16 protein-coding genes and 4 pseudogenes are annotated in these 21,332 nt (G+C 69.1%); 12 read left to right on the top strand and 8 right to left on the bottom strand.

Features of this window, described 5'->3' with window-relative positions; translation table 11 throughout:
- Positions 1-533: 533 nt before the first annotated feature.
- Positions 534-1,428: pseudogene (locus ACFWJX_RS37900) on the bottom strand (helix-turn-helix domain-containing protein).
- Positions 1,429-1,672: 244 nt separating this feature from the next.
- On the opposite strand from ACFWJX_RS37900, the pseudogene ACFWJX_RS37895 reads away from it, so the two are divergent.
- The 3 genes and pseudogenes from ACFWJX_RS37895 to ACFWJX_RS37885 form a co-directional block, all read left to right on the top strand.
- A pseudogene (locus ACFWJX_RS37895) lies at positions 1,673-2,518 on the top strand (SDR family oxidoreductase).
- A 119-nt stretch (positions 2,519-2,637) separates the two neighbouring features.
- The gene (locus tag ACFWJX_RS37890) at positions 2,638-3,117 is read left to right on the top strand and encodes a hypothetical protein (RefSeq protein ID WP_383251202.1); all 480 of its coding nucleotides are present in this window, start codon (positions 2,638-2,640) and stop codon (positions 3,115-3,117) included.
- Positions 3,057-3,410, top strand: a pseudogene (locus tag ACFWJX_RS37885) (transposase family protein); the annotation flags it as partial. The gene ACFWJX_RS37890 and the pseudogene ACFWJX_RS37885, both read left to right, overlap by 61 nt.
- A gap of 636 nt (positions 3,411-4,046) precedes the next feature.
- Here ACFWJX_RS37885 and ACFWJX_RS37880 read toward each other — a convergent pair.
- A complete protein-coding gene (locus ACFWJX_RS37880) occupies positions 4,047-4,397 on the bottom strand; it encodes a cupin domain-containing protein (RefSeq protein WP_383251200.1) in 351 nt (116 codons plus the stop codon).
- Positions 4,398-4,580: 183 nt separating this feature from the next.
- Positions 4,581-6,197 (bottom strand): PucR family transcriptional regulator, encoded by a 1,617-nt coding sequence (locus ACFWJX_RS37875; RefSeq protein ID WP_383251198.1) that lies wholly within the window; start codon positions 6,195-6,197, stop codon positions 4,581-4,583.
- 273 nt (positions 6,198-6,470) lie between these two features.
- On the opposite strand from ACFWJX_RS37875, the gene solA reads away from it, so the two are divergent.
- From solA to ACFWJX_RS37830, 9 genes are all read left to right on the top strand, one after another.
- Positions 6,471-7,607: an N-methyl-L-tryptophan oxidase gene (gene solA, locus ACFWJX_RS37870; protein ID WP_383251196.1), complete on the top strand. Its 1,137-nt coding sequence runs from the start codon at positions 6,471-6,473 to the stop codon at positions 7,605-7,607.
- Between the two features lie 154 nt (positions 7,608-7,761).
- The gene (locus ACFWJX_RS37865; RefSeq protein WP_383251194.1) at positions 7,762-8,436 is read left to right on the top strand and encodes a haloacid dehalogenase type II; all 675 of its coding nucleotides are present in this window, start codon (positions 7,762-7,764) and stop codon (positions 8,434-8,436) included.
- Between the two features lie 171 nt (positions 8,437-8,607).
- Entirely contained in the window at positions 8,608-9,705 is a 1,098-nt protein-coding gene (locus ACFWJX_RS37860) for an extracellular solute-binding protein (protein WP_383251192.1), read from the top strand.
- On the top strand, positions 9,698-10,864 hold the full coding sequence (locus ACFWJX_RS37855; RefSeq protein ID WP_383251190.1) for an ABC transporter ATP-binding protein: 1,167 nt from the start codon (positions 9,698-9,700) through the stop codon (positions 10,862-10,864). Before ACFWJX_RS37860 ends, ACFWJX_RS37855 begins: the two co-directional genes overlap by 8 nt.
- A 2-nt stretch (positions 10,865-10,866) precedes the next feature.
- Positions 10,867-11,769, top strand: coding sequence for an ABC transporter permease (locus tag ACFWJX_RS37850; RefSeq protein ID WP_383251188.1), 903 nt, complete (start codon positions 10,867-10,869; stop codon positions 11,767-11,769).
- Positions 11,766-12,605: an ABC transporter permease gene (locus ACFWJX_RS37845; protein ID WP_383251186.1), complete on the top strand. Its 840-nt coding sequence runs from the start codon at positions 11,766-11,768 to the stop codon at positions 12,603-12,605. The genes ACFWJX_RS37850 and ACFWJX_RS37845 overlap by 4 nt, the downstream gene beginning before the upstream one ends.
- 94 nt (positions 12,606-12,699) lie before the next feature.
- On the top strand, positions 12,700-13,980 hold the full coding sequence (locus ACFWJX_RS37840; RefSeq protein ID WP_383251184.1) for an NAD(P)/FAD-dependent oxidoreductase: 1,281 nt from the start codon (positions 12,700-12,702) through the stop codon (positions 13,978-13,980).
- A 229-nt stretch (positions 13,981-14,209) separates the two neighbouring features.
- A complete protein-coding gene (locus ACFWJX_RS37835; protein ID WP_383251182.1) occupies positions 14,210-15,667 on the top strand; it encodes an NAD-dependent succinate-semialdehyde dehydrogenase in 1,458 nt (485 codons plus the stop codon).
- 1 nt (position 15,668) lies between these two features.
- The gene (locus ACFWJX_RS37830) at positions 15,669-16,652 is read left to right on the top strand and encodes a D-2-hydroxyacid dehydrogenase (protein ID WP_383251180.1); all 984 of its coding nucleotides are present in this window, start codon (positions 15,669-15,671) and stop codon (positions 16,650-16,652) included.
- 211 nt (positions 16,653-16,863) lie between these two features.
- Here the strand turns inward: ACFWJX_RS37830 and ACFWJX_RS37825 are convergent, their stop codons facing one another.
- The 5 genes and pseudogenes from ACFWJX_RS37825 to ACFWJX_RS37805 all read right to left on the bottom strand — a co-directional run bounded on the left by ACFWJX_RS37825 (position 16,864) and on the right by ACFWJX_RS37805 (position 21,130).
- Positions 16,864-17,259, bottom strand: coding sequence for a GNAT family N-acetyltransferase (locus tag ACFWJX_RS37825; RefSeq protein ID WP_383251178.1), 396 nt, complete (start codon positions 17,257-17,259; stop codon positions 16,864-16,866).
- A gap of 936 nt (positions 17,260-18,195) precedes the next feature.
- Positions 18,196-18,708, bottom strand: a pseudogene (locus ACFWJX_RS37820) (NADPH-dependent F420 reductase); the annotation flags it as partial.
- Positions 18,674-19,615, bottom strand: coding sequence for an SDR family oxidoreductase (locus ACFWJX_RS37815; protein ID WP_383251175.1), 942 nt, complete (start codon positions 19,613-19,615; stop codon positions 18,674-18,676). The pseudogene ACFWJX_RS37820 and the gene ACFWJX_RS37815, both read right to left, overlap by 35 nt.
- Positions 19,616-19,667: 52 nt before the next feature.
- Entirely contained in the window at positions 19,668-20,291 is a 624-nt protein-coding gene (locus ACFWJX_RS37810) for an NADPH-dependent F420 reductase (protein WP_383251173.1), read from the bottom strand.
- Between the two features lie 107 nt (positions 20,292-20,398).
- Entirely contained in the window at positions 20,399-21,130 is a 732-nt protein-coding gene (locus ACFWJX_RS37805) for a TIGR03619 family F420-dependent LLM class oxidoreductase (protein ID WP_383251171.1), read from the bottom strand.
- Positions 21,131-21,332 lie beyond the last annotated feature (202 nt).

The following is a 21,332-nucleotide window of genomic DNA, read 5'->3' as shown; positions in this document are numbered from 1 at the left end:
CGCCAGCCACTCCGGACGGCGCCCCGCTTGCGTCTGCACTCCGTCAGCTGGTGGTTAGCCAGCGAGCTGACGAGCCAGCAAGCCAGCCGCCCCGAAGATTCGGACACGATCGTGAGACTGGACGGCTGGCCAAGCTGTGAGACACGACGACAACTACCAGGTCACGGCACCGCCGCTGGCCATGGGCGGCGAGACCCTACAACCAGACTATGAGCGCCGCCCCCGCCCCGCACCCCGCGGAGAATGCCCGTGGTACCGCCTCACCCAAAGGGCCATCGCGGGACCTCAGGCTGGGGGGCGACGGCACGTCCGCGGTGGAAGGCATGGCACGTGAAATGGACCCGCCTCAGCCGACGCCACCCCGACGCCCAGCCCCGACCTCCCGCCCGGTTGGGTCGCGGAGCCGAAATTATGGCGGGGGTTGGCAGTTGTCCGTTTGTCCGCAGTGCCGCGAGCTGGAGTGCAACGTCACCCCAGCGGTCTCGGGCCGCAGAGCGACTCGCGTGGCTCGTCGGTCAGTCGGGTGTCTCGCCCTAGTCGGCGGGCTGAGAGTCGTTGGCCGGCGCGGACCGCTCGATGTCGTCGTTGGTCGCGGCCCAGCTGGCCAGCAGGTTCAGGGCGTCCTGCGAGGGTGAGTGGGGCTCAGCGGTGTAGGTGAGGAGGAACTGGCTGGGGCCGTCGGGGAGCGGGAAGGTTTCGAAGGGCAGGTCGAGGTCGCCGACGACCGGGTGGTGGAGGAGTTTCACGCCGGTGGTGTGCATGCGGACGTTGTGGGCAGCCCAGCGGTGGCGGAATTCCTCGCTGCGGGTGGACAGCTCCCCGATCAGGTCCGTCAGCGACCGTGTCGTTGGCGACTTCCTCCCAGTGGCGGAAGAACTCGGTCGCGTACGGGCTGAGAAAGACGAACCGGGCGTTGTTCGGCGGCCGTACCGGGTCGGCGTAGACGGGGGAGAACAGGGCGCGCCCGAGGTGGTTGGCGGCCAGGATGTCGCCGCGGCCGCTGAGGATGAACGCGGGTGTGCCGGCCATCGAGTCGAGGACACGCTGCACCGCGGGCCGTACGCGCTGCTGGGCCGGGCGGCGGCGCGGCGGGCGGGTCGTGCCGGCGCCGCGCAGGAGGTCGAGAGGTGGACGCGTTCGGCCTCGTCGAGCTGAAGTGCTTGCGCGATGCCTTCGATGACGCTCTCGGAGACGCCGGTGGCGTTGCCGCGCTCCAGCCGGGTGTAGTACTCGCTGGAGATGCCCGCGAGGAGGGCGACCTCCTCGCGGCGCAGCCCGGTGACCCGTCGGCTCTCCGCCGTACAGGGGCAGGCCGGCCTGCTCGGGGGTGACCTTGGCGCGTCGCGTGCCGAGGAATTCCCGGATCTCCGCGCGGAAATCATCGCGGATATTGCGGTTTGTGCCGTTGGGGTCGTTTCTTCCTGCCATGCGCTTCACTCTACGAGCGCATCCGCCGGGTTGGGGGTCCCTGTCAGTGACCCCCTCATCAGGGACTCCCGCCCCCGCGTGACAGCCGGTTTTGTTGGTGGTGCACCGCCCACGGCGGTGTGAACCGTTCAGACAGACGGCGCTCGTGCCGCCGGTCCCAGCCTTCTCTGCGGCGCTCTCCGTGCTGCACGGATCACCCCCCGCAGACAGCGGGTGCCGGATCTCGGCGCCGGAAAGGCCCCCCATGAGCAAGGTCATTCTCGTCACCGGTGCCGGACGCGGTCTGGGCACGGACATCGCCCGCGAGGCCCTCACCGCCGGCCACCAGGTCGTCGCCACCGGCCGCCGCCCCGAAGAGGTCGAGAAAAGCCTCGGCGGGCCGCAGGACAATCTGCTGGTCACCAGGCTCGACGTCACCAGCCTGGAGGAGGCCGAGGCCGCCGCGCAGGCAGCCGTCGACCGGTTCGGCCGCATCGACGTCCTGATCAACAACGCCGGGAAGCTCTTCACCGGCTAGTTCGAGGAGATCTCGCCCGCGCAGATGCGCCGGCAGTTCGAGACCAACCTCTTCGGCCCGATGAACGTCACCCGCGCTGTCCTGCCCATCCTGCGCAAGCAGCGTGCAGGCCACATCATCACCATTACCTCCACCGCCGGGCTGGTCGGCATGGAGTTCACCTCCGCCTACGCGGCCTCCAAGTTCGCGGAAGAGGGCTGGATGGAGTCCCTGCGTCACGACGTCGAGCCGTACAACATCAACACCACGATCGTGGAGCCCGGCTACTTCCGCACCGAACTCCTCGTGGAGGGCTCCACCATCTGGCCCGAGCTGTCCATCGACGACTACGCCCCGCGCACCGCCCCGCGGATCGAGGGCATGAAGAGCATGAACGGCCAGCAGCCCGGCGACCCGGCCAAGCCCGCCCGCGCCCTGCTGACCATCGTCGGCCAGGACAAGCCGCTGCTGCGGTTCGTCGCCGGTGCGGACGCCATCGAGGCTGCCGAGGCCAAGGCGAAGGAGCTCCTTGCCCAGGCCGAGGCATCCCGCGAGCTGGGCGGCCGCCTGGCCTACGACGACGCTCACACCTGAGCACCACGCCCCGCACCCCTGTCGGGACAGGGGACGCGGCTGCCGGTTGCCTTTTCGACAGCACGGAGAGAGTCAACACGCCCCTCAAAGGCGAGTACGAGCCGAGCAAGGCGCAGTTTGTGCGTGACCAGGTGGAGCTGTACGAAAGCTCCGGCGGTACGCAGGGAACGACGCTGAGTGTCCTGGTCGCACGTGAGGAAGACGAGAGGCTCCCGGACCTGCCCGTCGTCATCCTGACCACCCTGGGCGCTAAGGCAGCCCTCGTAGCCGAGGGCCTTGATCTCTTCGAAGAGGTGCTGGACGGGGACGGCGGGGTCCTCGGCTCGGCGTTTGCGCAGGTGCTCGCGGTAGGGGTTGACGAGGCTGGCGCGGTATTTGGGGACGCGGAGCATCCGCTCGGGCCGGTCGGCTCGTGCGTAGCGTTTGACGGTGTTCAGGGCCAGTTGCAGACGGCGGGCGCATTCGAGCAGGCCCACGCCCTGATTGAGCAGGTCATGGACTTGGTGCCAGCGTTCCAGGGTGGTTCGGGCGCGGGGTCGATCCGTTCGGACGGCTGCTCTGGGCCTCGCCAGCGCTGCCCGGCTCGACTCACGACCTGACTGCCGCGCGACAGCACGGGATCATCGAAGCCCTCACCGAAGCAGGACTCAGATGCTGGGCGGACAAGGCGTATCAAGGCGCCGGCGGCCCCGTCCGCGTACCGTTTCGGGGCCGACGCCTCAAGCGGTGGAAGCGCCGCCACAACACCACCCACGCCAAGATCCGCTGCCTCGGCGAGCAGGCCATGGCCACCCTCAAGGGCTGGCGCCTCCTGCGGAAGCTCCGCTGCAGCACCAACCGCATCACAGCGATCGTCCAGGCCGTCCTCGTCCTTCACCACGCGTCAGCGTGAGGTTGGAAAGGGCTCAGTGCCTCGGCGTAGGCGGTCAGGCGTTCGATGGAGCGGGGGAAACGGCCAACGGTCAGGAACCGGAAGGCGGCGAGCAGAACCGTGTCGTGCATCGGACTGGCGTGGTCCAGGAGTTCGGTGACTCAGGCCCGCACAAGGGAGAGGTCGTCACGGAAGTTGATGACGGCGGCGTCCGTGAGATCTCCCTGCCCCGGACGTGGATGGTGCCCCGGGTCAGGCGGCGACGCTGCCATTCGGCGGCACCAAGAACCTGCCGCCCGGGCAGTTGGTCCAGGGCGGCGGCGTCCAGGGTGCAGGTCATTGGGGTGGGGTCGAGGGCGCGGGCGGGTGCGGTGAAGGTGGCTCGGGTGCGCAGGTGCTGCCACAGCCGGGCGTGCAGGCGGGCGTCGTCGCGCGGGTCGAAGCCGCGGCGGCCCAAGGGCGGGTCGTCGGCCGGTCGCGGCGCAGCTGAGCGAAAGTCGAAAAGGCCCGCAGGAGTGGAGCCGGCGAGAGCAGCCGCCGGATGAGCCTTCGAACGGACCACTCCCCCGCCGCCGGTGCGGTGATGCGGCCGACTGCGCTTCCGCAAAAGCGCGGCGCGCCCGAGCTCGAGTTTGCAGCCCGCCCGAAGCCGGCCGTTCACATGCCGATGCTGTACACCTTGCGGATCGTCTCCTTGACGTCCCAGCGGCCGGACCAACCCTTGGGCTGGACGATGACGTCTCCGGCGGAGATCTCGAAGCTCTCGCCCGTGGCGGCGTCTGTGATGATCGCGCGGCCGCTCATGATGTAGCAGGTCTCGGTGTCCTCGCGCTTCTCGACCGGCCACCCGCCGGGCCGGCACTCCCAGACACCCGCCCGTACCGTCTCATCGGTGTCGAATCGGAGAAGACCCAGTTGTGGGTCACCGGAGTCCGCGCCCGGGCGCCGGCCGATCGCCTCAAGACCTCCGGTGATCCTGGATGCGGGGATGTGGACGAACCTGGCCATGAGTGAACTCCTGGATCCATTCGGCTTTGCGGGTGTCGACGCGTCATCCTGTACGCACCACCGCTGGTCTTCAACGGACGAGTTGTCAGGAACTGCGCCGCATTTCTGACAAGTGCGAGGGAGTTCGCAGCAACCGAAGGACCGGACATGCGCAGCCGGTTCAGGGCCGGCCGGCAGCGATCGTCACGTACCGCGAGCCGCTTCTTCCCGCGAGTCCAGGACGAGTACCGCGACGTGCAGGGACGTGAGTTGCAGGCCCGATTCGAAGTCGCACCCCAGGAGTCGCTCGATGGTGTGGAGGCGCTGGTAGAACGCCTGGCGGGACATCCCGGCCCGCTTCGCCGCGACCGACTTGTTTCCGGCTGACGCCAGATAGACACGCAGTGCGGGCAGCAGGTCGCCGCCGTTGCGGTCGTCGTGCTCGATGAGGCGGGTCAGTTGCCGTTCCGCGTACCGCTGGAGGCGAGTGTCGTCCCGCAGCACGCTCAGTAGTTCCGGCAGCCCGATGTCGGACGGGACGTGGAACCACCGGTCCGGGGATGCCGACGTGATGGCCTGAGCCGTCTGCTCGGCCTCCTGCCACGACCGGGCGATCCCGGAGAGGTCGGTCACCCCGGGGCCGACCGCGACGATGGCGTCCGGGCCGAGCTCCTCGCGTGCGAGCCGGCCGATCCGCTCGGCGACCGGTTGCCAGGCGCTGGCCTGCGCCAGCGCGAGGAGTACACCGATCCGGCCCGGGGCCGTCTCGCCGACCAGCGCGCGTACGCCGGTCCGCTCCAGTTCCTTCGCGATCCGCTCGTCGAGATGCTCGCCCTCGCCCTCGGGTCTGGTGTGGCGGATCAGCACGGGGAAGAGCCGGTGTCCGAAGGCCGGCAGGCCCAGTGCCTCGGCGCGGGCGCGGGCGTCCGCGGGAGAGCGGAAGCGCCGCTCGCACAGGTCCCGCAGTACGGAGCGGTGTGCCCGGCGCTCCCACCAGGCCGGTCCGGCCAGGCGTGCCATGGTCAGGGCGACCGCCGCGTGTTCCAGCACCAGGACGTGTTCCGGGTCGGGCTCCGGGCTGAGCCGGCTGTCCAGCAGGATCAGCCGCCCCCACGGTCCGTGGTGATCCTGCACCGGGGCTATGAGCCAGCCCTCCGGGCCGCTCGGCGCGATCTTCTCGAGGGTGGGCGCGGCCCGGGAGCGCCGGGACCAGGCCGACACCACCGGCTCGTACGGCCGACCGAGCAGCTCACACATCAGGACCCGGTGGTTGAGGTCCTCGAGCACCACAGGAGTTCCGGTGAGCTCCGCGGTGGTGTGCACCACTTCCTCGGGAGCCGCGCCACGCAGGGTCAGGGCGGTGAAGGTGTCCTGGATGTCCCTGCCGCGGCGCAACAGCGCCCCCTGGGCGTCGAGGATGAGGGTTTGCACCGTCTGGGTGACGTCGATGAACCGGACGCCGCGGGCGAGCTCGACCAGCGGCACCTCACGTGCGCGGCAGGCCGCGACCAGTTCGTCGGGCACCTTGCGGTAGCGGTAGCCGAGCTCCACGATCAGGCCGGCCGCGCCGACGTCGGCGAGCTGGTCGACGTAGTCACGCAGCTTCGAGGCGTCCTCGGGATACGGCATGCCGGTCGTCAGCACCAGTTCGCCGCCTTCGAGGAAGTCGGCGGGATTGAGCAGTTCGGTGACATGCACCCAGCGCACCGCGCGGTCCAGCCGTGACTCTCCGGCAAGGACGCGAGGCAGCCCTTCGACGAGGACGGGGAGCTCCAGGACTTCCCGAATAGTCAGGAATCGCCCAGTTGTGGGACGTTTCATCAGCATCAGTGACGCTTTCATGCAAGGGGTGAGGCACACCCTTGCACCTGGCCGTCACCCTGACAAGAGGTGCCCTGCTCACCCCCGGAGCCGGCTGCTCCGCTGTGACAGACCGTCTCGAAGAGACGTCATCGTGGAACAGAGTGTGGATTGACCTGCGATGTCAGCCGCGGCCAGAGTGAACGCCATCCCACCAGCAACCAAAATCGGCTCGGCCGACGGTGCTCGTTCACACGACCGTCGTCCGGCATTCCTCGGCGAAAGGAGCGCCCCATGAGTACCCGGAAGCGGGTCGCCGTGATCGGCGTCGGAAGCATGGGAAGTCAGGCGATGTGGCGCCTGGCCGCCCGCGGCGCCGAGGTCATCGGTTACGACCAGTACGCTCCAGGGCACGACCGCGGCGCCGCCGGCGGGGAGTCCCGCATCTTCCGCGCGGCCCACCTCGGTGAGCCCGGGTACATCCCGCTGCTGGCGCTCGCTGACCGGCTGTGGGAGCGGCTGCAGCGGGAGACGGGCTGTTCACTGCGGCGCCGCAGCGGGTGCCTCGTGATGGGAGAAACCACGTCACCGTCCATGCGCCTCCTGCTCTCCACCAGCGCCACCCACCGGCTGGATCACGAGGTGCTGGACCGCGAGCAACTCGCCCGGCGCTATCCGCAGCACCGTCTCCCGGAGGGACACACCGCCGTCCTCGACCGGATGGGAAGCATCATCCGGCCCGAGGCATCCGTCCAGGCCGCCGCCGGGCGCGCCGAACAACTGGGCGCCCGTCTGCACCGCTACACCACGGTCCGCGGCATCACACCCGCCGTGAGCGGCGGCGTGGACATCGTCACCGACCACGGCACCGACCATGTGGACACGGCTGTGGTGACCGTGGGCCCCTGGATCAACACCCTCCTCCCGGGCCTTCCGCGGCCGGTCGACATCCGACGACTGATCAGCTCCTGGCACCTCCCCACCCGCCACGACTGGTTCGCGGGCGGTGCCCCCGCCTTCGTACGCAGCACACCCCACGACTGCTACGGACTTCCGTCGCCTGACGGCATCTCCGTCAAGCTCGGCCTCTCCTTCGCACGCTATCTGCCGGTTCCCGACCCCGACCGGCTCGACCGTACGGTCCGCCCGGCGGAACTCGACACCTTCCGCCGGCTCATCAGTGAACTGATGCCCGATCTGAACCCCGACCCCATCAGGCTGTCGGTCTACATGGAGGGCTACACCGACTCCGGCAACCCGGTGGTCGGTCATCTCCCCGGAGAGGACGACATCGTCGTCCTGGCCGGATTCTCCGGCAGTGGCTTCAAACTCTCGCCCGCCATGGGAGAGATCGCCGCCGATTTGGCGCTCGACGGCACCACGGATCATCCCGTCGACTTCCTCGCACCGGCCGGAGCCGGCGCCGCCTGATCCCCGGCGACTCGACTGGATCAATATCAAGCGCGCTTTGGCCGTGACCCTGGACGGCGTCATCGCGCAACTCCGGGCCGTCTTTCGTAGGCATGCCCCAAAGATCCCGAACTGGAATATCCGGTTTCCCGAAGCAGAAAATTGGAGCACCTTCATGAGCGACCCCTCGTTCCGGCCGAAGTACGTCTCGTTCGACTGCTACGGCACATTGATCGAATACCCGATCACCCCCATCACGCGTGAGCTCGTCGGCGACCAGATCCCCGCTGAGCAGTGGGACAAGTTCGTACGGGAGTTCCGCGGTTACCGCTACGACCAGGTCCGCGGCGCGTACTACTCCTACGAGCAGGTGCTGCAGGATTCCTTCGAGCGGGTCTGTAACCGGTGGGGCGTGAAGGCGGCCCCGGACGCGGGAAAGCGGTTCGCCGAGGGCGTCCGCAGCTGGGGCCCTCACGCCGACGTGCCGGAGCCGCTGAAGAAGATGGGCGAGCACTACAAGCTGGTGATCCTCTCCAACGCCGACGACTCCTTCCTCGAGGAGAGCGTGCCCCGGCTCGGCGCGGACTTCCACGCGGTCCACACCGCGGAACAGGCCGGCTACTACAAGCCGCGGTACGCCGCGTTCGAGTACATGCTCGACCAGCTCGGCGCGTCCCCCGAGGACTTCGTGCACGTCTCCTCGCACACCCGCTACGACCTGATGCCGATGCACGACATGGGCTTCCGCAACCTGGTCCTCCTGGACCGTGGCTACGACCCGGTGACCCCCGGCTACGACTACGTGACGGTGAAGTCCCTGGACGAGCTCAACCGCATGCTCGGCATCTGACTCGGAACTCACTCAGTTTTCTTCTCTGTCTCCCCCGGCCTCGCGCGGCACCCATCACAACCCCCGCGTGTTTCCGTCCGTGGACTTACGGCGTCCAAAGTCCCTCTCCCCGGGACCCGTACGTCCCTGCAACAGATTCCCCGTATCCACACCGATCACAGGAGGCACGCCATGGAAGGCAACCGGATAGGACGCAGAACCGTACTCCGCACTGCAGGCGCACTGGCCGCTGCCGCGGCAGTGACCGGCTGCGGCACGCTCACGGGTACCGGCGGGAGCCGCAGCTCGTCGGGGGGCGGCGGCAAGAAGAAACTCGTCGTCAGCAACAGCGGTGGCACCTACAACGACGCTCTGACCAAAGCGATCTACGAGCCGTTCGCCAAGGAGACCGGCATCACGGTCACCACGGTCAACTACCAGTCGGCGCAGATCATCGCCCAGGTCAAGCAGGGCCGACCGCAGGTCGACCTGATGGACAACACGCTGCTGATCTTCCAGAAGATGGCGGGCCTGGACTGTCTGGAGGCCGTGGACTACGACCGGCTGAAGCAGGCGAAGGGGGCCGGGATTCCGGAGCATCAACTGCCGGAGCACGCGGTCGGCAAGAACGTGTGGGCGAGCGTGATGGCCTACCGCACGGACAGGCTGAAGCGTGTCCCGAAGAACTGGGCCGACTTCTGGAACACGCACTCCTTCAGCGGCCCGCGCTCCCTGCAGAGCCCGGACGCCGACATCCCGGAGCTGGAGTTCGCGCTGCTCGCCGACGGTGTGCCGCTGGACAAGCTGTACCCACTCGATCTGGACCGGGCGTTCGCCTCGCTGTCGCGGATCCGCCCAGACGTGAAGAAGTTCTGGAACACCGGCGCCCTTCCGGCGGTCCTGCTCGGCCGCGAGGAGGTCGTCATGACCAGCCTGTGGGGCGGCCGTGCCGACCAGCTGATCAAGCAGGGCATGCCGGTCGCCTACCAGTGGAACGGGGCCCGTCGGCTCACCAACGGCTGGGGCATCCCGAAGGGCGCGGACAACACGGACGCCGCCTACCAGTTGATCGACTTCTCGCTGCGCCCCGAGGTCCAGGCGGCGTTCGCCAAGCTCTTCCCGCACGGCCCGGTCGTGCCCGCGGCCACCAAGCTGCTCTCGGACGACGTCCTGGCCACGCTGCCGACCTCGCCCAAGAACCTGAAGACCGGGTTCGACACCGATGTCGCCTGGTGGGACAAGAACCGCGACGTCGTCACCAAGCGCTGGCAGGAGTGGGCCAATGCCTGAGCGGACCAAAGGTCTCACCGCGGGGAGACTGTCGGCCGACGATCTCGCCGCGGCCATCGCTCCTCGCTCCTCCTCGCTGACCGGCAAGTCCCTGTCGGTGACCGGACTTCGGAAGTCCTACAGCGGGACGACGGTGGTCGACGGTGTGGACATGGAGATCGCGGCGGGTGAGTTCGTCACCTTCCTGGGCTCGTCGGGATCGGGCAAGACGACCACGCTGATGATGCTGGCCGGGTTCACCGAGCCGGACTCCGGCACGGTCGGTGTGGACGGACGTGACGTCACCCGGCTCAGCCCCGGCAAACGCGACTTCGGATTCGTCTTCCAGCAGTACCTGCTCTTTCCGCACATGACCGTCGCCGAGAACGTCGCCTTCCCGCTGCAGTTGCGGGGGGTGGCCAAGGCCGAGATACGGCGCCGGGTCGGTGAGACGCTGGAGGCGGCAGGTCTGGCCAAGTTCGCCGGCCGCCGCCCGCGTGAGCTGTCCGGCGGGCAGCAGCAGCGTGTCGCCCTGTGCCGCGTCCTCGTCTACCGGCCACCGATCGTGCTGATGGACGAGCCGCTCGGTGCGCTGGACAAGAAGCTGCGCGACCAGATGCAGACCGAGATCAAGTCCATCCAGCGCGAACTCGGCCTGACTGTCGTCTACGTGACGCACGATCAGGAGGAAGCCCTGGTCCTGTCCGACCGTATCGCGATCATGAAGGACGGCCGTATCGAGCAGTTCGACACCCCCCGCGGCCTGTTCGAACGCCCCCGCACACCCTTCGTCGCCGACTTCCTGGGTGCCGCCAACTTCCTCACAGGGAAGGTGGAGGAGCCCGCCGAGGACGGTTCCACCCGGGTACGGCTTGACACCGGCGGCGTACTGACGGCCCGTGCCCATGCGGGCGCGCCGGGGCAGAAGGTGCGCGCGGCGGTCCGGCCGGGCAAGCTGCGGCTGGTCGGTGCCGAGGAGAGCTGCTGTACCGGCACGGTCGAAACGGCCGTCTACGTGGGGTCGCTGACCCGGATCACCGTCCGCCCGGACGGAGCCGCCCCCGGCACGCCACCGCTGCGTATCGAGACGGCCGCCACCCCGCCACACCCCGGCGAGCGGGTCTGCGTCACCGCTGAGCGCAACGACGTCAGCCTCTTCGACGACGTGGACGGGGGGTGACCATGGCCGGCACCACTCTCGCACCCGTCAGAGTGCGAGCGAAGTCCTCCGCGATGCGCGGGCACCGCGCGCGTATCGCGCTGGTCAACGCCGTCCCGGTGACGGTGTTCCTCCTGGTCCTGTTCGTCTACCCGATCATCGGGGTGCTCTCCCTCAGCCTGAAGGGCGCCAGTGGTGGGTTCACACTGCACTGGTACACGGACGCGCTGAGCGGGGCGAACCTCTCGGTCCTGGTCTCCACCGTGCGGATCTCCGCGGAGACGGCCGTGCTCAGCCTCCTGGTGGGCTTCGTCCTGGCGCACGCCATCGCCCGCATGCGACCGGTCTTCGCCGCGCTCGCCATGCTGATCGTGGTGGTGCCGCACTTCATCAGTGCCCTGGTGCGCACCTACGGGTGGATCATCATGCTCGGTGAGCACGGCTTCATCAACACACTGCTGACGTCCCTGCACGTGCCCGGCGCACCGTTCTCGCTGCTCTACAACGAGACCGGTGTGGTCATCGGCACGACCTCGGTGATGCTCCCCTACACCGTGCTCGTACTGCAGGGTGTGATGCGCGGTGTCGACGGCCGCCTGCTGGCCGCGGCGGCAGGCTTCGGCGCGTCACGCCTGACCATCTTCCGCAGGGTGTACCTGCCCCTTGTCGCGCCGGGTGTGGGCACGGCCGGCCTGCTCAGTTTCATCCTGTGCCTGGGCTACTACATCACCCCGGCCCTGATGGGCGGCGACCAGCAGACCGTGGTCGCGGCCATCATCGACCAGCAGGTGATGAAGCAGGACCAGTGGAACTCCGCCGCCGCCTTCGGCGTCATCCTGCTCCTGCTCACCTTCGCCGGCCTGGGCGTGCTCGGGCTGGCCAGGCTCCGCCGCAAGAAGACGGCCGCACGAAGGAGCAGCGCATGATGGAACTGCCTCCCACCCGGGCCGGACACGTCGGCCGCGCGCTCAGCGCGAGTGCGATCCTGCTCTTCCTGGCCATGCCGATCGTCATCATCCTGGTGACCTCTTTCGGCGCCGACGGCATCGGCGAGTTCCCGCCCAAGCAGTACAGCACCCACTGGTACGAGCAGATGGCCGCGCCCGGCGGGAACTGGGCCACCTCGATCGCGCTGTCCAGCCTGGTCGCCACGCTGACCACGGTGTTCTCCCTCGTCCTGGGAGTCACCGCCGCCACCGCACTGGCTCGCGGCCGGCTGCCCCTGCACGCGGCCGTCTACGGTCTGGTGCTCGCTCCGATGCTCATCCCGCAGGTGGTCATCGCGCTCGGTCTGTTCCTGTTCTTCGAACCCGTCGGCATGCTCGGCAGCCCCTTGGCCATCGCCCTCGGCCACACCGTGCTCGCCGCGCCCATCGCCGTCCTCATCATGATCTCCACCCTGCGCGCCATCGACGAACGGCTCGAAGACGCGGCAGCCAGCATGGGCGCCGGCCGGCTGACCATCGCCCGCCGCATCACCTTCCCCCTGGCCACACCCGGCCTGATCGCCGCAGCCGTGTTCTCGTTCATCACCAGCTTCGACGAGTTCTTCATCGCCCAGTTCATGTCGACACCCGACACCCGGACGCTGCCGGTCCTCGTCTTCAACGCCCTGCAGTTCGACGTCGACCCGACCGTCACCGCGGTCAGCGCGGTCCTCATCGCACTCGCCGTCCTCGCCCTCGCCCTGGTCGCCGCCGTCCGCAAACTCGGCGGCAACCGCAACGGGCAAGGCGTCCTGCCCGTCGAACCCCTCGCCTGATCCCACGGCCCCTTCCTGGCCCGCCCCGCCGGCCGGGCGCCCCCGCGGGTGCCCGGCCGGGGACCCCCTACATCCCTCCCCGCAGGAGACCGAAATGAAGACGATCCCGTACTGGGTGGAGACCGCTGGGTCGTTCCCCGACCGATCCGGCAAGCCGCTCCCCGAAGACGCCGACGTGGTGGTCGTCGGCGGCGGTCTGACCGGCCTGTCCACCGCCCTGCACACCGCCCGCAAGGGCGCCCGCGTCACCCTCGTCGAAAAGGGCCAGATCGGCTCCGGCGCCTCCGCGCGCAACGGCGGCATGGCCAACCTGGGCTTCACCATCGGCGTACGCCAGGCCATCCGCCGGTACGGACTCGAACGGGCCCGCGAGATCTACAACTCCTACGGCGAGGCCGTGGACACTGTCGAGCGGCTCGTGAAAGAGGAGTCCATCGACTGCCAGTTCCGCCGCGTCGGACGCCTGGGCGTCGCGTCCCGCCCCGCGCACTTCGAGAGCAAGAAGGCCCAACAGCGCGACTTGGCCCACTACTTCGGCCACGAGACCACACTGATCAGCAAGTCCGAGCTGCGTTCCGAGATCGGCTCCGACGCCTACCACGGCGGCCTGCTCGACCCGCTCAGCGCCGCACTGCACGTCGGCCGCTTCGTGCGCGGCATGGCCGAGGCGTGCGAGCGCACCGGTGTCGAGATCCACGAGCGCAACGCGGCCATCGGCGTACGGCGTACCGCCGCCGGCCGTTTCGAGGTCAGCACCGAGCGCGGTGTGATCCGCGCCGGGCAGGTCATGATGGCCACCGACGCCTACACCGACAAGAACTTCCCGTGGCTGCGCCGCCAGCAGGTCTGCCTGGGCAGCTTCATCATCGTCACCGAGCCGCTCGGCGAGGACCTCGCCCGGGACATCATCCCGAAGGCCCGCCTCATCGTCGACTCCAACAACCTCTGTCACTACTTCCGGCTCACCCCGGACAACCGGCTGCTGTTCGGCGGCCGCGCCCGCTTCGCGCCGTCCGACCCCACCTCGGACAAGAAGAGCGGAGCCGTCCTGTTCCGTGAGATGTGCGAGATCTTCCCCCAACTCGCCCGGACCAAGGTCGAGTACGTGTGGGGCGGCTCCGTCGGTTTCGCCATGGACCGCATCGTGCACGCCGGGCAGGCCGAGGACGGCGTGTACTACTCCATGGGATACGCGGGCCACGGCGTGCAGATGGCCACGCACATGGGGCAGGTCATGGCCGAGGTGATGGACGGCCACCCCGAGGTCAGCCCGGTGCGCGACCTGGCCCCGCCCCGCATCCCCCTCTACAACGGCACCGCCTGGTTCCTGCCCTTCGCCGGTGCCTACTACCAGACGCTGGACCGCATCCGCTGACCCGGAGGCGCACCTCATGCCGGGCGTTGCGCACCGCGCCGTTCATCGTGGCGCGCAGGACCGGCGGCCCAGGCCCAGCCGTCGGCATCGACGGGCCACGCCCCCCGACCGGCGGGATGTGTCCATCACGGCCGGGCGGCAACAGCTGGAGGCCACGCAGGGCCCGGGCGGCTGCGGTCACCCGCACAGCACCGCCATCACGCATTTTTCGATTGCAAGGAGCATCACCATGACCACCACCGTCATCAGCGACGTGCCCAAGCAGCTCTTCATCGCCGGCAGTTGGCAGGACGCGGAATCCGGCCGCACCCTGTCCGTCGACAACCCGGCCACCGGTCAGGAGCTGTGCCAGGTCGCCGACGCGTCTCCCGCCGACGGCCGACGAGCCGCCGAGGCCGCGGTCGCCGCACAGCCGAGCTGGGCCGCCACCCCACCCCGCGTCCGCAGCGAGATCCTGCGCCGCGCCTACGACATCATCGTCTCCCGCACCGAAGAACTCGCGCTGCTCATGACTTTGGAAATGGGCAAGCCCCTGGCCGAGGCGCGTGGCGAAGTCGCTTACGCCGCCGAGTTCTTCCGCTGGTTCTCCGAGGAAGCCGTACGCATCGACGGCGGGATGATGACCGCCCCGGACGGCAAGAACCGCATCGTGGTGACCCGCCAGCCCGTCGGCCCCTGCCTGCTGATCACGCCCTGGAACTTCCCTCTCGCCATGGGCACCCGCAAGATCGGCCCGGCCATCGCGGCCGGCTGCACCATAGTCCTCAAGCCCGCCCCGCAGACCCCGCTGTCCACCCTCGCCCTCGCCGCCATCCTCAAGGAGGCCGGCCTCCCCGACGGCGTCCTCAACGTCGTCGTCACTTCCGACGCGGCCGGCGTCGTCGAGCCGCTGCTGCGCGGCGGACAGATCCGCAAACTCTCCTTCACCGGCTCCACCCGGGTCGGCCGGATCCTCCTCGCCCAGAGCGCCGGCACTGTCGTCCGCACTTCCCTCGAACTCGGCGGCAACGCCCCCGTCATCGTCTTCGACGACGCCGACCTCGACACGGCGGTGGAAGGCACCCTGCTCGCGAAAATGCGCAACATGGGCGAGTCCTGCTGCGCCGCCAACCGCATCTTCGTCCACACCTCGATCGCCGCGGAGTTCGCCTCCCGCCTCACCGCCCGCATGGCCGCCCTCACCGTCGGCCCCGGCACCGAACCCGGCGTCGACGTCGGCCCGCTCATCGACGACGCGGGCCGGGCCAAGGTCGACGATCTGGTGCGCGACGCAGTCAAGCACGGTGCGAAGATCCGCACCGGCGGCGAACTGCCCGACGGACCCGGCTACTTCTACCCGCCCACCGTGCTCACCGACGTCTCCACCGAATCCGCCATCATGGACACGGAGATCTTCGGCCCGGTCGCCGCCATCCTCACCTTCGACGACGAGGACGAAGCCGTCGCCGCCGCCAACGACACCGAGTTCGGCCTGGCCGGCTACCTGTTCACCCAGAACCTCGACCGCGCCCTGCGCGTCAGCGAGCGCATGGAGAGCGGCATGATCGGCCTCAACACCGGCCTCGTCTCCAACCCCGCCGCGCCCTTCGGCGGCGTCAAGCAGTCCGGCCTCGGCCGTGAGGGCGGCCGCGTCGGCATCGACGGATTCCTCGAGTACAAGTACCTCGCCATCCCGACCGGAGCCTGACATGCCCGACCGACTCGTCATCCTGCACCGCGGCAGCCTGCCTCCCGCCACAGGACTCATCGAGCAGCTCGCCGACACGGTGTACGCGACCGAGGAGGAGCTGCCCCTGCTCCTCCCCGGCGCGGACGCCCTCCTGGCCTGGGTCAGCATCACCCCGGCCATTCGCGAGTCCTGGCCCGACAACCCGGACAAGGCGCCCCGCTGGGTGCACGCGTCCTCCGCGGGCGTGGACTCCTTCCTCTTCCCCGCCCTGGTCGACGACCCCGGCGTCACTCTCACCAACGCGCGCGGCGTGTACGACCAGCCGACCGCCGAGTACGTACTCGGTCTGATCCTCGCCCTCGCCAAGGACTTCCCCGGCACCTGGGAACACCAGCAGCGCCGCGAATGGCGTCCGCGTCCCAGCGACACCATCACCGGACGCACCGCCCTGGTCTGGGGCACGGGCCCCATCGGCCGCGCCATCGCCCGGCTGCTGCGCGGCGCCGGCATGCGGGTGCGGGGCGCCGGGCGATCGAGCCGAACCGACCACCCCGACTTCGGCACGGTGCACGGCCCCGCCACTCTGCGTTCCGCGCTGGCCGAGGCGGACTACGTCGTCCTCGCCGCCCCCCTCACCAAGGACACACGAGGCATGGTCGACGCCTCCGTGCTGACGGCGGTAAAACCGGGCGCACGGCTGATCAACGTAGGCCGAGGTGCCCTGGTCGACGAGAAGGCGCTCATCGACCACCTCACCGACGGCCGACTCGCCGGGGCGGCCCTGGACGTCTTCAACCAGGAGCCGCTGCCCGCCGATTCACCCCTGTGGGACATGCCCGGTGTGATCATCTCTCCGCACACGGCGGGCGAGACCACCGGGGAGAGGGAGGCGCTCATCGAGGTGTTCCTCGACAACCTCACCCGCCACATCGAGGGCCGCCCGCTGTGCAACGTCGTGGACAAGCGGCGAGGGTACGTGGTGGATGAGCCGCACCCCGGCTGACGGGTGGAATCACGCCGTGGCGAACAGGACCACGGCCAAGCCCCAGCCCGGTTACGTCGACCAGCGCGGTCAACGGCAGGACACCTCCGCGTCGCCTACGCTGCGGGCCGTCGCCCTCAACGCCTGCCCCTACCCAGACCCAACCCGAAGAAGCGCCTGTTGATGCAACTCCTGGTCCTGTGCCCCCTGATCCAGGAGTCGACCCAAGGGGTTACAGGGCAATCAGACCGGCTGTCGTCTCCTTGAAGCCGCAGGCTTGGAAATAGAACGACCGCAGGTACTCCTCGAAGTCGACGTGGAGCCATTCGCACTTCGCGGTACGGGCTTCGTGGGCCGCGGTTGCGACCAGCGCGGCGCCGACACCTCTCGCCCGGCGATGCTGTGCGACCACCGTGTCCAGGATGAAGGCATGGACTCCACCATCCCAGACGACGTTGACGGAGCCGATCAGAGAGCCGTCTTCCCACGCGCAGACCCAGCCAAGACTGTGGCGCTCAAGTCGTTCTCGCCAGTCAGTCTGAGCGACCGGGTGGCCGAAGCCGTCAGCGTGCAGCGCGTTGAGGGCGGCATTGTCGAAGTCGCCACGCCACTCGTACGTGATCGTCACTCCTCAATCGTAATATCCGCGAAGCGGCCCTCCAGGGCGTTGGGGCCGGCCAGGACCAAGACCGCCAGCGCCATGACAACCGCCGCCGATCACCTGCCCGCAAACGGCTGGGCTTTCGACGTCCGCGCGGCGCGGCCGAGGTCCTGTCAGGCGCGTCCCACCTCCCGGCCGCCCACGAGGTCGGAGGCCAGGAGCTGCTGACCTCGACGGATCGGCGGCTGACAGCTGTGCAGCCACCGACCTCCCGCCGACCGCGACCCGCGAGGTTCACCGCGTGGGTGGGTGTCTCTCACCTGCGAAGAACGGCTGCGATGACCTTCGACGGTCCCGCGATGGTGAATGGCGAAAAGCAGCAGGAGCGCACGTGTTGCTGCTGTGCGCCGGTGCCGCCCCTTGGGCTGGACCTTCTGAAGTGCGCCGTTGCGCGCGAACAGCGCCCAGCCGAATCCCGGACGTAGGGCCCGGGGCTACCGGGGTGACAGGGGCGGCGCGGTCAGCCACCTCTTCACCTCGGTGGCCGGCGGAAGGACTGGCCCGTACGGCGCGAGGGCCTCGGCGATAGCTTCGGCGAGCTCGTCGACGCTCGTTGCCGTGTGCCGGGGCGGGGTGATCCAGATCCGCGTCTGCGCATCGGCGCCGTCCTGGTTGAGGATGGGCTGTGCGTACAGGTGTTGGTGTCCGCCGGGGCCCTGCTCGTAGCCCAGGTGCTGTACTTCTCCCAGCCCGGCAGCCAGAACGGGTGCGGTCTGCCTCGTGTCAGGTCCGGCGTTGCCGGTCGCGGCTTCGGGGCCTTGGTGTAAGAGGGTCCGTAGACGATCTCCCAGAGCCCGTCGGGGTGCTCGATGACGTCCATCTTCACGTGGCTTTTGAGCTCGCGAAGCTGCTGGCGGAACGCATCGGGATCGACCTCGGCCTGGGCTGCGAGGGCGGAAGCGCCTTCACGAGTCCGGCGTCCGGGACGTGGCGCAGCAGCAGTTCACTCGAGGTGAGCGACCCACTGTCGAGCTCGGGGACGCGCCCGTCACGCTCGGGGCCGTAGTTGCACGTGTCGATGACCGTCTTTCCCACCAGTGGTGCGGCGGGAAGGTCAGGGAAGGCCGTGACCGGCACCGTGACCACGACGATGTCACCGGCCGCCGCGGCTTCCTCGCTCGTAGCCGCGGAGGCCCCCGGACCCAGTCTCGCGACCGTGTCCGCGAGCGTCCCGGGACCGCGCGAGTTGCTGAGCACGACCTGATGTCCGGCCTGGACGGCGAGCCGCGCGATGGTGCTGCCGATGGATCCGCGTCCGATGAATCCCACAGTCGTCATGTTCTCGGCGTCTTTCCAGAAGAGCCTTGTCCTTGTACGAGCCTCGTCGTAAGAGCCTCGTTCTTGCCATGCGCCGGACTCGTCGCGACCCGGGCCCCTGCTGTCAGCCGGCGGGGAAGTAGTGGCCGTTGTCCAGATCGGCGAGGAGGCGGGGCTGAGCCGGCTCCCAGCCGAGGGTCCGGCGGGTGAGGAGGTTGGACGTCGGGTAGCTCTGCGTGACGACGTTCGTAAGGAACCCGAAATGTGCCGGCAGGATCAGCTCGTCCAGGGGAACGCTCACGGCGGGCAGGCCCAGGCGGCTGCCGATGGCCTCGGCGATCTCGCGGAACGGGATGCCCCCGTCCTCGACTGCGTGCCAGTAGCTGCCGGCCGGGCCCTTCTCCAGCGCCAGACGGAACAGGGAGGCGACATCGCGGGCGTGCAGGGCGTTCCACCGGTTCGCGCCGTCTCCGGGATAGCCGGCGAAGCCCTTCTCCTTCGCGAGCGCGATCAGCATGGGGAGAAAGCCACGATCGGTCGTACTGTGCATGATGTTGGCGATCCGCACGACCGAGGACCGTACCTTCTGCTCGGCGAGTCCGATGACGGCGGACTCCACGACATTACGGGCCCGCAGGGTGCCCTTGTGCTCGTCGCCGACGGGCAGGGCCGGGTCTTCCTCGGTACCCGGCCGGCCCAGGTACGTCCCGGTCCCGGGCGAGCCGATGCTCCCCGCCGCGACCAGCGGCTTACCGGTCCCCGCGAGGGCCTCGCCATACGCGAGCATGACCGGGAGCTCCGCGGCGGCCACGGCGGCCATCCCGCCGGACGGAAGCAGGTCCTGCCGGTGCGCGACGTGGATGACGCCGTCGGAGTCCGCGGCCGCCTCCTTGAGCCCGTCGAGGTCCTGGAGGTCGCCGCGGCGTATCTTCGCGCCGAGCGCGGACAGTGCCGCGGCGGCCGTGTCCGACCGGACGAGGCCGGTGACCTCGTGTCCCGCGGCGATGAGTTCAGGGATGATGTACGAACCGGAATGGCCGGTCCCGCCAGTGACGAAGACACGCAAGGTACTGCTCCTTGTCAGTGATGTGGTGCGCGAAGTGGTGGTGCGGGTGTGCTCAGCCGCGGAGGTCGACGCCGAGGGCGACGTCGAAGGTCCCCGCGCCGTTCCGGGCCAGGCCCATCAGCAGCGGCCCGATCCCTTCCAGCCAGCGGGCCATCTCCAGGCCGCCGACGTCGAGGGGACGCAGTCCGAGGCTCGCGATGAACGCCGACACGTCGGCCTTGGCCCGTGCGTCATCTCCGGCGAAGAGCACGTCCAACGGACGCTCCTGGACCAGGACATGGCCGAACACTGTGTTGAACGCCTTCAGGACGTGCGCGCTCGCCGGGGCCGCCTTGGCGATCTCCTGCGCACCGGACGTGCCCTCGGGAGTGACGACTGCGGTGGCGTCGGCGTCGAACGTGTTGGAGATGTCGATGATGACCTTGCCGGCCAAGGCATCCCCGTACTGGGCGACGACCGGCACGGCGCTGGTGTAGGGCACGGCGAGGACAACGATGTCGCCCACAGGGACGGCGCCGAAGGTCCCCACCGTGGCCCCGGCGCCGAGCTCGGCGGCCAGGCCCTTGGCCTTGGCGGCGTCGCGGCCGATCAGTTCGACGGAGTTACCGCCCGCTACCGCACGTGAGGCGATGGCGTGGGTCATGCCCCCCAGACCGATGAAACTGATGCTGCTCATGGTGAGACTCTCTTCCTCTGGTCCGAATCGAACGGCTTGCCCGCCCGTCGCTTCTTCGCCCGTCGTTGCTTCGGTGGTCGTTGCTTCGGTGGTCGTTGCTTCGGTGGTCACAGCCGGCCGGTACGCTCGATCACCTGGCCGGCGAAGTCGAGCAGCTGGTCAAGGCCGGCGAACATCGTGAAGGCATCGAAGTACGCCTCACCGACACCGGATTCGGCGTACCGCTTCAGTTGGTCCGCGACCGAGTCGACGGACGTGCCCGGCTCGAGGTTGATCCGCATGGCCGTCTTGAGTGCGTCGGGATCACGGCCGGCCTCCTCCGCCGCTCGACGCGCGATCGACCACAGGCGGCCTGCGCCCTCGTCCTGACTACTGACCGACGCGGCGGGCGCCGGCCCTTCGACCCCGAGCCAGCCGACCCCGCTGCGGCCGACCCGGCGCATCGCGGCCTCACCGGCACCACCGATCCAGATGGGCGGCCCGCCCGCCTGGACCGGACGGAGGTCGGCGTGGACCGGTGGCATGGTGAAGAACTCGCTGTCCCAGGACACGGGACTGGTAGTCCACCACGCCCGCAGGAACGCCAGCATGTCATCGAGCATCTTGCCGCGCCGGCTCCAGTCCGCGCTGCGGGCGACGTCGTACTCCTGCTTCATCCACCCCACCCCCACACCAACGCCGAGGCGGCCGCCGCTGAGCACGTCGAGCGTGGTCAACTGCCGGGCCAGGTGCGGCGGCTCGTAGTAGAACGTGCTGAGCGTGCTGGTGTTCAGGCGTACCCGGTCGGTCGCCGCCGCAGCGACGGTCAACAGCAGCATCGGATCGAAGGAGCGGGCCATCTGTGGCCCCCGGTCCAGAAGCCGTTGCCCAGATCAACCGGCGTGACCAGGCGATCGCCGACCCACAGGGTGTCGTAGCCGAGGTCCTCGAGTCCGCGGACGAAAGCGCTCAGGGCGGGGGTGTCGCTGACCGCGGGCCCGACAAGGGGAATCACGAAACCGAGCTGCATTGCGTTGCGCCTCCTCGCGCGAACTCTTTCGC

The organism is Streptomyces sp. NPDC058335, from assembly GCF_042723915.1.
In the GTDB taxonomy this organism is placed as follows: domain Bacteria; phylum Actinomycetota; class Actinomycetes; order Streptomycetales; family Streptomycetaceae; genus Streptomyces.
This window is presented reverse-complemented; position numbering and strand designations above follow the sequence as displayed.